This is a genomic window from Microbacterium sp. LWS13-1.2 (assembly GCF_040144835.1).
Lineage (GTDB): Bacteria > Actinomycetota > Actinomycetes > Actinomycetales > Microbacteriaceae > Microbacterium.
Window position 1 is genome coordinate 1,793,747 of the sequence record NZ_CP151632.1, and the last position, 12,614, is coordinate 1,806,360.

A 12,614-nucleotide genomic window follows, 5' to 3' on the forward strand; every position below is an offset into this window, starting at 1 on the left:
TTGGAGAAGGGGGCGACGCATGACGACGGACCCGGCCGGGTCGCTCGTGCGGCGCATCCCGTCGATGCTGCGACGGCTGTGGGATCAGCTGCGCAATCTGACCACCACCTCGCCCGCGCGATTCGCGGTGCTGGTGTTCGTGTCGCTGATCCTGGTCTTCACGGCGCTGCTGTCTCTGCCCGCCGCGTCCGCGGACGGCCGCCGACTGCCGCTCGCCGACGCGGTGTTCACCGCGGTCTCGACCATCTGCGTCACCGGCCTGTCCACGGTCGACATCGCATCCACGTTCTCGCCACTGGGCAAGGTCATCATCTTCATCGGCGTGAACATCGGCGGGATGGGCGTCCTCACCCTGGCGTCGATCCTCGGCCTCGTGATCTCGAAGCGCCTCGGGCTGCGGGCGAAACTCATCGCCGCGAGTGACACCAATCCCATGCGCGCCCACGCCGGACCCGTCAACGAGAGCCAGACGGTCCGCCTCGGCGAGGTCGGCCAGCTGCTGCGCACGGTCGCGCTCTCGACCCTCCTCATCGAGGCGCTCGTCGCGATCGCCCTGTATCCGTCGCTCCTGCTCGCCGGCATCCGCCCGCTGGAGGCCCTCTGGGAGGCCCCGTTCTACGCGGCGATGGCGTTCACCAACACGGGCTTCACGCCCAATCCGGGCGGACTGGAGCCGTTCGCCGACGACTACTTCCTGCTGACGGTGCTGATGGTCGGCGTGTTCCTCGGCAGCATCGGCTTCCCCGTCATCTACGCCCTGTGGAAGCACGTGTGGGACGTGCGCCGCTGGCCGCTGCACACGAAGCTCACGATGATCACCACGGTGCTCTTGTTCTTCGCCGGCGCGGCGGCCTTCCTCGCGCTCGAGTACAACAACCCGAAGACCTTCGGGTCGATGGATGCCTGGGACACCACGTTCCAGGCATTCTTCCTGTCGGCGATGACCAGGTCCGGCGGCTTCGCCGTCGTCGACATCGGCGAGCTCCACGGCTCGTCGCTCATCGTCGGCTGCATGCTCATGTTCGTCGGCGGCGGCTCGGCTTCGACGGCGGGCGGCATCAAGGTGACGACGCTCGCCGTGCTCGCACTGGCCGTGTTCTCCGAGGCCAAGGGTCGCCCGTCGGTTCAGGCGTTCGGCCGGCGCATCCCGAGCGACGTGCAGCGCGTCGCCCTCTCCGTGGTCGCGTGGGGGGCGACGATCGTCGCACTCTCCACGATCGTGATCTCCCAGATCTCGCAGGAGCAGGTGTCGGACGTCCTGTTCGACGTCATCTCGGCCTTCGGGACCGTGGGCCTCTCCACCGGCCTGACGGCCGAGCTGTCGGATCCGGCCGTCTATGTGATGGCCCTGACGATCTTCATGGGCCGCATTGGTACAGTGACTCTCGCCGCGGCCGTGGCCGCGACATCCCGTTCGCAGCTCTACTCGCTGCCCGTGGAAAGGCCCATCGTTGGTTGAGCGGATGAGGGGCGACGCGCCCGTTCTCGTGATCGGACTGGGGCGCTTCGGCGCCGCGTGCGCGGGTGAGCTCGATCGGCTCGATCGCGAGGTGCTCGCGATCGACGACAGTCTCGATCTCGTGCAGAAGTGGTCGGAGCGCGTCACGCACACGGTGCAGGCCGACGCCCGCAACATCGACGCGCTCAAGCAGATCGGTGCGCAGGACTTCCAGGTCGCGGTCGTCGCCGTCGGCTCGTCGATCGAGGCGTCGGTGCTCATCACCGCGAACCTGGTCGACCTCAAGGTGCCGCAGATCTGGGCGAAGGCGGTGTCGCAGTCGCACGGCAAGATCCTCGCCCGCGTCGGGGCGAACCACGTCATCTACCCCGAGCGCGAGGCCGGTGAGCGCGTCGCCCACCTGGTCAGCGGCCGCATGCTCGACTTCATCCGCTTCGACGACGACTTCGCCCTCGCCAAGCTGTACCCGCCGAAGTTCATCCGCGGCGTCGGCCTCAACGAGTCCGGCGTGCGCACCAAGTACAACGTCACCGTGGTGGGCGTGAAGAGCCCGGGCAAGCCCTTCCGCTACGCCGAGGCGAACACCGTGGTCACCAACCACGACCTGATCATCGTCTCGGGCACCAACTCCGACATCGAGCGCTTCGCCTCGCTCGAGCGCTGACGCGGCCCTCTGTCGGATGTCCCCGCCCCGCGGCATACTCGCGGCATGACAGAACGGAACACGACGGATGCCGCGGCCCGGCGATGGGTCGACGCGTACGAGAACGCATGGAAGACGAATGAGCCCGACGACATCCGGGCCCTCTTCACCGACGATGCCGTGTACTTCACCCAGCCTTGGGGTGAACCGTGGGCCGGGGCCGACGCCATCATCGCCGGCTGGCTCGAGGCGCGCGACGAGCCCGGCACGTACGAGTTCGAGTGGAAGATCGCGGGCGTCGACGGCGACCGCGTGTTCGTGGACGGCCGCACGGTCTACGCCCCTGACGACGAGCTGCCCGCCGGCCGCGTCTACCGCAACCTGTGGGTGATCGACCTCGACGAGGAAGGGCGGGCCCGCGCGTTCACCGAGTGGTACATGAAGCAGCCTCGAGACTGACCCGCCGCGGATCACGCGCCCGCCGCGGATCACGTGGCCCGCCGCGGATCACGTGGCCCGCCGCGGATCGCGTGCCCGGGTGCACGCTCACCCGCCCTGGGCGAGCTCCTTCGCGCGCGCGAGCGCCGCGTCGGTTGCCCGGGCGAACACCTCGTCGAGCTTCGCGTCCTGCAGCGCGGCGATGGCCCGCTCCGTGGTGCCCTTCGGGCTCGTGACGCGTCGGCGGAGCTCCGCCGGGTCGTCTTCGGAGGCCTCGAGCAGCGCGGCGGCGCCGATGAATGTCTGCTCCGCCAGCAGCTGCGACTCCGCCGGCGAGAAACCCTTGCCGACGGCGGCCTTGGTGAACTCCTCCACGAGGAGGAAGAAGTAGGCGGGACCCGAACCCGAGATCGTCGACAGCGCGTCGATCTGCGCCTCGGGCACCTCGACGACGGCGCCGACGGTCTCGAAGAGCCGCCGGACCGTGGCGACCGCATCGGCGTCTGCCTGCGACCCTGCCGCGAGCCCGGTGACGCCGCGCCCCACGAGGGCGGGCGTGTTCGGCATCGAGCGCAGCACTGCGACGCCGCCGAGGAGCTGCTCGAACGTCGCGATCGTGACCCCAGCGGCGAGGCTCACGACGATGGCGCCGCGCCGCAGCGACGGCGCGATCTCCCGCAGCAGATCGGGGACCATCGCGGGCTTCACTCCCACGAGCACGACGTCGGCGGCGGCTGCGGCATCCGTGTTCGCGGTCGGGTGCGCCTCCAGCGCGACACTGGTCACGCCGTCGAGCCCGTCGAGCTCGGCGGCCTTCGCGCGCGAACGGTTCGTGGTCGTCACTCCCCCGCCGGCGAGGCCGGAGCGAGAGAGGCCGCGCGCGATCGCGCCGCCCATCGAGCCGGCGCCGAGGATCGCGATGGGCGGAAGGGCGGTGAGGTCAGCAGGCATGGCGTCATCCTACGAGCGCTGAGCACAGCGCTCTCGGACTTAACACTTGACTTATATAAGCGCACGAGCAAGTATGGAAATCGTGCACGCGCTCGACATCCTCGGCGATCCGGTTCGCCGGCGCATCCTCGAACTCCTGGCGGAGGGCGAGCGCAGCGCCGGCGAGATCGGCGAGGACGTGCAGCGCGAGTTCGGCATCTCGCAGCCCGCCGTCTCGCAGCACCTGCGCGTGCTGCGGGAGTCGGGATTCGCGACGGTGCGTCCCGACGGCGTGCGGAGGCTGTACGCCATCGCTCCCGACCCGCTCGAGAACGCCGCCGCGTGGTTCGACCCGTTCCGGCGCTTCTGGCAGCCGCACCTCGACGCCCTCGGCACCGAGCTCGCCCGAGGACGCCGCCAGCGCCGGCTCGCCGCCGAGCAGGAACCGGATGCCGCGAGCGACGAATCCGACACGACCGACCCCCAGGAGGAATGACATGGTCGACGTACAGAACCAGCTCGACGCGGTGACCCGCGAGATCGCGAGCGCAGAGATCGACGGCTACCCGGCGCGCGTCCAGACGCTCGCGCAGACGTATCCGTCCCCCATCGACGATGTGTGGGACGCCGTCACCAGCGCGGCGCGGATCGCGCGATGGTTCCAGCCGATCACGGGCGATCTCCGGCTCGGCGGCCGGTATCAGATCGAGGGCAACGCCGGCGGCGAGATCCAGGAGTGCACGCCTCCTGCGGACGGCTCGGCCCGTTTCACGGCGACCTGGGAGTACGGCGGCGGCGCGACCTGGCTCACCGTGCGGTTGACGGCCGAGGGCGACGCCGAGACAAGGTTCGAACTCGAGCACGTCGCCCGCACCGACGATGTGCCCGCGGAGTTCTGGGACGTCTACGGCCCCGGTGCGACGGGCGTCGGCTGGGACGGCGGCCTGCTGGGCCTCGGCCTGCACCTGACCGCAGGCGACGGCCCCTCGCCCGAAGAAGCCGAGGCATGGGCGTTCACCGACGAGGGCAGGGCGTTCTACCGCGGCGCCGCAGACGCCTGGGGAGCCGCTCACGCAGCCGACGGCGCCGACCCCGCGGTCGCCGCACGGGCCGCCGACAACACGTACGCGTTCTACACCGGGGAGCCGACCACCGCCGCAGCCGAGGAGTGAGCGCCGAGCGTCATCCGTACGCCGGGAGGCGGACGGATGCCGCCGCCGCTGCCTCCGCCGTCCGCGACGCGAGAGTCCGTTCACGGCGTCTCGGGCCGGTCTATCCTCGGAAGTGCGGGGACGCAGGAGCCCCCGCACGACGTGGGAGGCTTCCGACATGACGCTCTTCGACGGCATCACCGCGCGCAGCGTGGAGACGCCCGGACTCACCGTCAACGTGCTCGAGCGCGAGGGCGACGATCCCGCCACGCCGCCGGAGCGCACCGTGGTGCTGATCCACGGCAACCTCTCGTCGGCACTGTTCTGGCAGGAGCTGATGCTCAATCTCCCCACCGACCTGCGGGTGATCGCGATCGACCTGCGGGGGTTCGGCGGCACCGAGCACGCGCCGATCGACGCGACGCGCGGGGTGCGCGACTTCAGCGACGATGTGGCCGCGACGCTGAGTGCGCTCGGCATCCCCACCGCCCATCTCGTCGGCTGGTCCATGGGCGCCGGCGTCATCATGCAGTACGCGCTCGAGCACCCCGTGCTGAGCCTCACCCTGGAAGCTCCGATCTCGCCATACGGCTTCGGAGGAACCCGTCGCGATGGGACGCGTCTCACCGACGACGACGCGGGCTGCGGTGGAGGGACGGTGAACCCCGACTTCGTGCAGCGCCTGATCGACCACGACACGACGGACGACGCAGCGACCTCGCCGCGCAGCGTCTTCCGATCCGGCTTCGTCGCGGCGGGGTACGAGAGCCCACATGAGGACGTGTGGGTCGATTCGATGCTCACGACGTCGACCGCCACAGGCAACTACCCGGGCGATTCCGTGACGAGCCCCAGCTGGCCGGGCTTCGCCGCGGGCGGTATCGGCGTGGTCAACACGATGACGCCGGGGCATTTCGATGTGTCGGCCATCGTCGACATGCCTGTGAAGCCGGCGATCCTGTGGATCCACGGCGTGCTCGACCCGATCATCTCGGACGCCTCGCTCTACGACTACAACAACCTCGGCAAGCTCGGCATCGTGCCGGACTGGCCCGGCGACGAGGTCGCTCCGCCGCAGCCGATGGTCTCGCAGACGCGCGACGTGCTCACGCGGTACGCGGATGCCGGCGGCCAGGTGACCGAGCGAAATCTCGAGGGCGTCGGCCACACGCCCCACCTCGAGCAGCTGGCGGAGTTCCGTCACGCACTGCTCGAGATCATCGGCTACGTCGGACACCGTCACGATCCCGCGCCCCCGACCGAGGCCATCATCCTGCGCTCGTCCGACTGACCGCGCCGGATGCGCGTCCGGCGCGCGAGCCGCGGGCCCGGCATCCGTAGACTCGTCGGCATGAGTGCTTCCGGCGGCGGCAAGGCGATCCTCGCGGCGTTCCTGGCGAACATGGGCATCGCCCTGGCGAAGTTCATCGCCTGGTTCCTTTCGGGCTCCGCCTCGATGCTCGCCGAGGCGATCCACTCGGTCGCCGACTCGGGCAACCAGCTGCTGCTGATGCTCGGCGGGCGCAAGGCCAAGAAGATGGCCGACCGCGATCACCCCTTCGGCTACGGACGCGAGCGATACGTCTACGCGTTCGTCGTGTCGATCATCCTGTTCTCGGTCGGCGGTCTGTTCGCGATCTACGAGGGCGTCGAGAAGCTCACCCACCCGCACGGGCTGGACGAGCAGTGGTGGTGGCTGCCCATCGTCGTGCTGGTCGTCGCGATCGGCCTCGAGTCGTTCTCGCTGCGCACCGCCGTCCGCGAGAGCAACCACGTGCGCGGCCGCGGTCAGTCGTGGGTGTCGTTCGTCCGCCACGCGAAGGCGCCGGAGCTCCCCGTCGTCCTGCTCGAAGACGTCGGCGCGCTCATCGGCCTGGTGTTCGCGCTCTTCGGCGTCGGCCTCACCGTGATCACCGGCAACCCGGTCTTCGACGCCCTCGGCACGCTCATGATCGGCACGCTGCTCATCGTGATCGCGATCGTCCTCGGCATCGAGACGAAGAGCCTGCTCGTCGGCGAGGGCGCCACGGAGGCGGATCACCAGCGCATCGTCGCCGCCATCACCGCCGGACCCGAGGTCGAGAAGCTCATCCACCTCAAGACGCTCTACCTCGGCCCCGACGAGCTCCTCGTCGCCGCGAAGATCGGGTTCGCCGCCGACGCGCCGCTCGCGCACGTCGCCGCCGACATCGACCGCGTCGAGGTGCGTGTGCGCGCCGCCGTGCCCGCGGCGCGGGTGATCTACGTGGAGCCCGACATCTATCGCCCCGGCGAGGACCCCGCGCCGCCGACATCCGAGTTCGTCATCAAGTCGGCCGACTGAGTCTCCGGCGCTCCTTCAGCCTCAGCCCCCAGAGGTCGTCGGACCGCGTCGACCTGACGTGCGACCGCGAGACACACACAGGGAACGATCATCGAATACTGCATCTTCACCGAGCCCCACCTCGGTGCCACCTACGACGACGAGCTCGCCTACGCCCAGACCGCCGAGCGCCTCGGCTTCACCGGATACTTCCGGTCGGACCACTACCTGAGCGGGATGGGCGACGGCCTGCCGGGACCGACCGACGCCTGGACGACGCTGGCGGGGCTGTCCCGCGAGACGTCCCGGATCCGCATCGGCACCCTGGTCTCCCCCGTCACTTTCCGTCACCCCGGCTCACTGGCGATCCAGGTCGCCCAGGTCGACGCGATGTCGGGCGGACGCGTCGAGCTCGGACTCGGAGCCGGGTGGTTCGAGCGCGAGCACCGGGCCTACGGCATCCCGTTCCCGGCCAAGCGGTTCGACCTCCTCGAGGAGCAGCTCGAGATCGTGACCGGCCTGTGGGCCACGCGCGACGGCGAGACCTACAGCTTCAGCGGAACGAACTACGAGCTGGTCGAGGCGCCCGGCCTGCCGAAACCGCTGCAGCAGTCCGTCCCCGTGATCATCGGCGGCGGCGGTCCGCGGCGCACCCCCGACCTCGTCGCCCGCTTCGCACGCGAGTACAACATCGGCTTCCCGGAAGACCACCAGATCCAGGAGCGCATCGACAACCTGCGCGCCGCCTGCGACCGGATCGGCCGCGACCCTGCGACCGTGCGGCTCTCGATCGCGATGTCGACCTTCGGCGGGCGCGACGATGCCGAGGTCGCCCGCCGCGCCGGGCGGATCGGAAAGACGGTCGCCGACGTGCGGGACGGCACGAACATCGTGGGCGACGCCGCCGAGATCGGCGAGCGCATCGCGTTCTACCGGTCGTTCGGCATCGAGCGTGTGTACTTCCAGCTGCTGGATCTGCAGGACGTCTCGCACGTCGAGTATCTGGGCGAGATGCTGCCCGATCTGCCCCGCTGACCCTCTGCGCCTCACCAACGACGTCACGCGCGCTCCGCCGCCGTGCTGAATCGGTTCACTTGCGCTGTTCGTACACGCGAACCGCCATTTCACGTACGTATAGCGCAAGTGAACGAGATGGGATCGGAGACGGATGCCGGCGGCCCGGGCGGGGCACTTCGCAGCCTCAGACGGGCAGGCGGTACGACGGCAGCCCACGGCGGCGGATGAGCCACTCCGCGACGAGGAGATTCGGAAGCCAGGCGATGAACGGCACTGCGGCGTAGGCGTTCTCGAAGTCGGGCGTCTGCCCGAACAGCAGCGGGGCGAACACCAGCAGCGGCAGCCAGATCCGCAGCGTCACGGCAGAGTACGTCAGGGCGTAGTTGCGGATCATCCACGCCCGGTGAGTGGGCACATCGCCGCGCCGGATCGCGCGGTACGCCCGCCACCCGGTGACGAGCCACAGCACGGCCAGCGTGGTGAAGCCGAAGAACCCGACGAAGCCGGCGCTGCTCGTCGGGGCGATCACGAGACCGCCGAGACTGCCGACGGCGACGCCGACGAGGTAGACGCGCCCGATCCACCGGTGCACGCGTGGCGCACGGGCACGCAGACCGCGCCAGAACTGCAGCGCCCCCAGTGCGAGCGCCGTCGCGCCGCCGGCGATGTGCACGTAGAGCGCCGCCTGGATGAGCGGCGGCTTCCCGACGTAGTCCGCGGCGAGCCCGGGGCTCTCGGCGAGCGCCTCGAGCGAGGCGGTGAAGTACGGCACAGCGCCATAGGCGACGATCGCGATCGCTGTCAGCAGGACGAACGTCCAGCCGATCCGGGAACGGATGCCGCCCGGCCGCGCGATGGCGGTACCGGTGCGGACGGGTTCGATGAGGCGGGTCACGTGCGTCACGCTAGGCCCGGGCGGGAGAGCCGTAGCAGGGTGCTGTCCCCCCGAACGGCGGCGGCTGACCCCCGGTTCTCGGATGCGCGGAAGGGTCCCGAGGACGACTCAGCGGCGCACGTCGAAGAAGGCCCGCAGGAGAGCGGATGCCGCATCCTCGCGCACCCCGGCGACGACCTCGGCACGATACGGCAGACGCCGGTCGCGGACGACGTCGTACACCGAGCCCGCGGCGCCGGCTTTCGCGTCCCACGCGCCGAAGACCAGTCGCGAGATGCGCGACTGCAGCACGGCGCCCGCGCACATCACGCAGGGCTCCAGGGTGACCACGAGCGTGCAGCCCTCGAGGTTCCACGAGCCGCGCGCCGCAGCCGCCGCGCGCAGCGCCACCACCTCGGCGTGCGCGGTCGGATCGTGGTCGAGCTCGCGGAGATTGCGGCCCTCGGCGATCACTCTGCCCTCGGCATCCGTCACCACCGCGCCGACGGGCACGTCACCCGCTTCGCCTGCCGCGGCGGCGAGCGCGAGCGCGCGATCCATCGCTGCGAGGTCGGCGGAAGCGGGCTGCACAGCACGAGCGTAGCCGTCCGCATCGAACCGGCCCCGGGTTCGAGGGCGGCGACGCACTAACCTGTCTCTATGCGCCTGCACGTCGCCGACCACCCGCTCATCACCCACAAGCTCACGGTGCTGCGCGACCAGCGCACCTCGTCCCCCGTGTTCCGTCAGCTCACCGAGGAGCTCGTCACCCTCCTCGCGTACGAGGCGACGCGTAACGTCCGCGTGGCGCCCATCGAGATCCAGACGCCCGTCACCACGACGACCGGCGTCCGCATCGACGAGCCGCGACCCCTCGTCGTGCCCATCCTGCGCGCCGGCCTCGGCATGCTCGAGGGCATGGTCAAGCTCATCCCGACCGCCGAGGTGGGCTTCCTCGGCATGGTCCGGGACCACGAGACCCTCGAGCCGTCGACCTACGCCGAGCGACTGCCCGACGACCTGAGCGACCGCCAGTGCTTCGTGCTCGATCCCATGCTGGCGACCGGCGGCTCGCTCGGCGCCGCGATCGAGTTCCTGTTCCAGCGCGGCGCGCAGGACGTGACGGCGATCTGCATCCTCGGGGCTCCCGAGGGCGTCGCCGCCATCGAGAAGCAGGTCGAAGGACGCGACGTCACCCTCGTGCTCGGCGCGCTCGACGAGCGCCTCAACGAGAAGGGCTACATCGTGCCCGGACTCGGCGACGCCGGCGATCGGCTGTACGGCACGGTCTGAGCCGCGAGTCCGTCGCGTCAGACGATCGGCACGCGGCGGAGGTCGGCGGTCTCGCCGGCCTCGACTCTCGGCGCACCCCTGCCCATCACGGCCACCGGAGTGAAGGGGCGGCCGTTGAAGCGCGTCGCCGTCACGGTGGTGTACGCCCCCATGGTGGGGCTCACGAGCAGATCACCGAGGCGGAGCTCGGGCAGCAGGACCTCTCGTGCGATGACGTCCGAAGAGTCGCAGGTGGGTCCGGCCAGCGTCGCCCAGCGGTGGTCACCGGCGCTCGCGCCGGCGGAGAGCCGGCCGCTCCAGGGGTCGGTCGCCGTGAGATCGCGTGCGGCGAACACCAGCGGATGCACGTCCTCCGTCAGCACGTTCGAGTACGACCCGTACACGCCGTCGTCCAGGTAGTACCACCGCCCGTCGCCGCGCTCGGCGATGCCGACGACGCTCGTCACGAGGGTCATCGCATCGGCGACCATCACGCGGCCGGGCTCCGCGATGATGTCGAGTCGGCGTGCGTACGGGGCGAGCACCGGTCGCAGCTGCGCCGCGATGTCGTCGATCGCTGCCGACTCGGAGTCGTACGAGGCCGGGAACCCACCGCCGATGTCGAGCGTGTCGAACTGCACGTTGCAGCGCCGCTCCAGGATGCCCATGAGCTCGATCGTGTCGGCAGCGGCGGACGCGAACCGAGCGGGATCGTCGAGCTGGCTGCCGACGTGATAGGTGAAGCCGGCGACCGTGACCCCGGCGGCGAGGGCGCTCTCGACGAGATGGGCGGCCTCGAACGGTCCGACGCCGAACTTGCTGGACAGGTCGCTCTTGGCATGCGGGCTGCGGTACGCCAGCCGCACGAGCAGCCGTGTGTCCGCCGGCGCGCCCCGGAACTTGCCGATCTCGACCTCGTTGTCGACCACGAACGTGCGCACCCCCGCGGCCAGGGCGCAGGCGATCTCGGCGGGCTTCTTGATCGGATGCGTGTGGATCATCCGCGAGGCGTCGATGCCGCGGCGCGTGAGCATCGCGAGCTCCTCGCCGGTGGCGATGTCGAATCCGCAGCCCGCGTCGTCGAGCACGTCGAGCACTGCGTCATGCGCGAGCGCCTTGACCGCGTAGTGGAAGCCGACGAACGGGAGCGCGGCGCGAAGTCGGCGATACTGCGTGCGGACGCGCTGCGGATCCAGCAGCAGCAGCGGGGTCCCGTGCAGGGCGATGGCGGCCCGCGCCGCCACCGACGACATCACGGCGGATGCCTCCGCGCGCCGCCGGTCGGCGAAGGCGGGAGCCGTCCGCGGCTCCCGGCGCAGCGCGTCGAGGTTCATGTCGCCGTCCCTTCCGTGCGCCGATTCCGGCCCCCGTCGCGCAGTCCGGTGCGGGCGGTGACGGTGAACGCGCCCGCGGCGACCGCATAGAAGACGATGTCGGCGGCGACCTTGCCGGCCAGCATGCCCCACAGCGGATCGGGGAAGAGCCAGACGCCCAGCAGGAGTGCCGCCGGTCGCACGAGCAGGGTGTCGAGCACCTCGGCCGCGCCGAACTCGGCGATCAGGAGCACGCCGGTCTTGCCGAGGGCCTTGCGGCGCGTCCCGGTGACCGGCACGAGCTCGAGGTAGATCGTGGCCGCGAGCACCGCATAGAAGCCGGCGATCTCGCCCAGAAGGGCGGCCAGGGCGATGACCGGGGCCGCATCGGTCCACTGCGTGGCGAGCAGGCCCGCGATCGCCATCACCGCCGTGCCGGTGATCTCGGCGGGCAGGTAGCGGACGATCCAGAACAGGAGCCCGTGACGGGGCTGCGGCGCGCCGGCTGCCGTTGCCGGATCGGTCGCCGTGCGCGCGGGTGCGATCGCCGCCGTCGCGGCCGGCCGGTCGATCGTGGTCATGGCGTCCCCCTCCGTCTGACAGAGGAGGAAGCGTCGGCGATGATACGGGCCGGGCGGTCGCGAGGGCGCCGCACGTGGAGACGGCGCGACACCCGCCCCTCGCCGAACGGATGTCGCGCCTGCACGCCTTCTGGCGCCTGGCAAGGCTACGTGGGGTCGGATTCAGACCCCAAAGGGGTTGACATGCCGCGCGCGGCGGACTACTCGCGCCCGAGACCGCCGCTAACCCGGGTTCTGACTCGGACTCGGACTCGGACTCGGACTCGGACCTCAGTCTCCCAGCGGCGGGTCCTGCGGATTGCGGCGTCCGGTCTCGCGCTCCCAGAACTCCAGCTGCTGGGTGAGGGCCTTCGCCAGCTCGAACACCTGGTCCGGCGGGATGCGGATGCGGCTCACCACGCGTGCCGGCACGACGGTGTGGCGCTGGCCGGTCTCGGCGTCCACCTGCTCGCGCGGGGGCTGTGCGAGGGTGAGGAAGTCCATCACGAACACCGTCGGCGTATGCCAGACGTTGGCGAAGTCGGCGTACGCGCCGCCGATGAGCTCGGGCGGGAGGTCGATCTCGAACTGCTGCGATGCGTCGTCGGCCATGCGGGCTCCTGTTCGGGCGGCGTCTCGCGCGGTCGCCCGCGTG

The 12,614-nt window shown here is 70.5% G+C and carries 15 protein-coding genes; 9 read left to right on the forward strand and 6 right to left on the reverse strand.

The window, feature by feature from the left end; translation table 11 throughout:
* Positions 1-64: 64 nt before the first annotated feature.
* From MRBLWS13_RS08585 to MRBLWS13_RS08595, 3 genes are read left to right on the forward strand one after another with little or no spacing between them, the layout of a single operon-like run.
* A complete protein-coding gene (locus MRBLWS13_RS08585) occupies positions 65-1,459 on the forward strand; it encodes a potassium transporter TrkG (protein WP_349429024.1) in 1,395 nt (464 codons plus the stop codon).
* Positions 1,452-2,123, forward strand: a complete 672-nt coding sequence (locus MRBLWS13_RS08590) for a TrkA family potassium uptake protein (protein ID WP_349428619.1) — start codon at positions 1,452-1,454, stop codon at positions 2,121-2,123. Before MRBLWS13_RS08585 ends, MRBLWS13_RS08590 begins: the two co-directional genes overlap by 8 nt.
* Positions 2,124-2,168: 45 nt before the next feature.
* Entirely contained in the window at positions 2,169-2,561 is a 393-nt protein-coding gene (locus MRBLWS13_RS08595) for a nuclear transport factor 2 family protein (protein ID WP_349428620.1), read from the forward strand.
* Positions 2,562-2,648: 87 nt separating this feature from the next.
* Here the strand turns inward: MRBLWS13_RS08595 and proC are convergent, their stop codons facing one another.
* Entirely contained in the window at positions 2,649-3,491 is an 843-nt protein-coding gene (gene proC / locus MRBLWS13_RS08600; RefSeq protein WP_349428621.1) for a pyrroline-5-carboxylate reductase, read from the reverse strand.
* Positions 3,492-3,573: 82 nt separating this feature from the next.
* Between proC and MRBLWS13_RS08605 the strand changes: the two genes are divergently transcribed.
* From MRBLWS13_RS08605 to MRBLWS13_RS08625, 5 genes are all read left to right on the forward strand, one after another.
* Positions 3,574-3,966 (forward strand): metalloregulator ArsR/SmtB family transcription factor, encoded by a 393-nt coding sequence (locus MRBLWS13_RS08605; RefSeq protein WP_349429025.1) that lies wholly within the window; start codon positions 3,574-3,576, stop codon positions 3,964-3,966.
* Between the two features lies 1 nt (position 3,967).
* Entirely contained in the window at positions 3,968-4,642 is a 675-nt protein-coding gene (locus tag MRBLWS13_RS08610) for an SRPBCC domain-containing protein (protein ID WP_349428622.1), read from the forward strand.
* Between the two features lie 157 nt (positions 4,643-4,799).
* Complete coding sequence (locus tag MRBLWS13_RS08615; protein ID WP_349428623.1) at positions 4,800-5,912, forward strand: alpha/beta fold hydrolase; 1,113 nt, start codon at positions 4,800-4,802, stop codon at positions 5,910-5,912.
* A gap of 60 nt (positions 5,913-5,972) precedes the next feature.
* Positions 5,973-6,944, forward strand: coding sequence for a cation diffusion facilitator family transporter (locus tag MRBLWS13_RS08620; protein WP_349428624.1), 972 nt, complete (start codon positions 5,973-5,975; stop codon positions 6,942-6,944).
* A gap of 90 nt (positions 6,945-7,034) precedes the next feature.
* Positions 7,035-7,958 (forward strand): LLM class F420-dependent oxidoreductase, encoded by a 924-nt coding sequence (locus MRBLWS13_RS08625; protein WP_349429026.1) that lies wholly within the window; start codon positions 7,035-7,037, stop codon positions 7,956-7,958.
* Between the two features lie 166 nt (positions 7,959-8,124).
* Here the strand turns inward: MRBLWS13_RS08625 and MRBLWS13_RS08630 are convergent, their stop codons facing one another.
* Entirely contained in the window at positions 8,125-8,835 is a 711-nt protein-coding gene (locus MRBLWS13_RS08630; protein WP_349428625.1) for a DUF2306 domain-containing protein, read from the reverse strand.
* Between the two features lie 108 nt (positions 8,836-8,943).
* Positions 8,944-9,375: a nucleoside deaminase gene (locus MRBLWS13_RS08635; protein ID WP_349429027.1), complete on the reverse strand. Its 432-nt coding sequence runs from the start codon at positions 9,373-9,375 to the stop codon at positions 8,944-8,946.
* A 99-nt stretch (positions 9,376-9,474) separates the two neighbouring features.
* Between MRBLWS13_RS08635 and upp the strand changes: the two genes are divergently transcribed.
* A complete protein-coding gene (gene upp, locus MRBLWS13_RS08640) occupies positions 9,475-10,107 on the forward strand; it encodes a uracil phosphoribosyltransferase (protein ID WP_349428626.1) in 633 nt (210 codons plus the stop codon).
* Between the two features lie 17 nt (positions 10,108-10,124).
* Here the strand turns inward: upp and MRBLWS13_RS08645 are convergent, their stop codons facing one another.
* From MRBLWS13_RS08645 to MRBLWS13_RS08655, 3 genes are all read right to left on the reverse strand, one after another.
* On the reverse strand, positions 10,125-11,420 hold the full coding sequence (locus tag MRBLWS13_RS08645) for a type III PLP-dependent enzyme (RefSeq protein WP_349428627.1): 1,296 nt from the start codon (positions 11,418-11,420) through the stop codon (positions 10,125-10,127).
* Positions 11,417-11,980, reverse strand: a complete 564-nt coding sequence (locus MRBLWS13_RS08650) for a hypothetical protein (protein WP_349428628.1) — start codon at positions 11,978-11,980, stop codon at positions 11,417-11,419. The genes MRBLWS13_RS08645 and MRBLWS13_RS08650 overlap by 4 nt, the downstream gene beginning before the upstream one ends.
* A gap of 270 nt (positions 11,981-12,250) precedes the next feature.
* Positions 12,251-12,571 (reverse strand): DUF3467 domain-containing protein, encoded by a 321-nt coding sequence (locus MRBLWS13_RS08655; RefSeq protein WP_308869475.1) that lies wholly within the window; start codon positions 12,569-12,571, stop codon positions 12,251-12,253.
* Between the last annotated feature and the right edge of the window lie 43 nt (positions 12,572-12,614).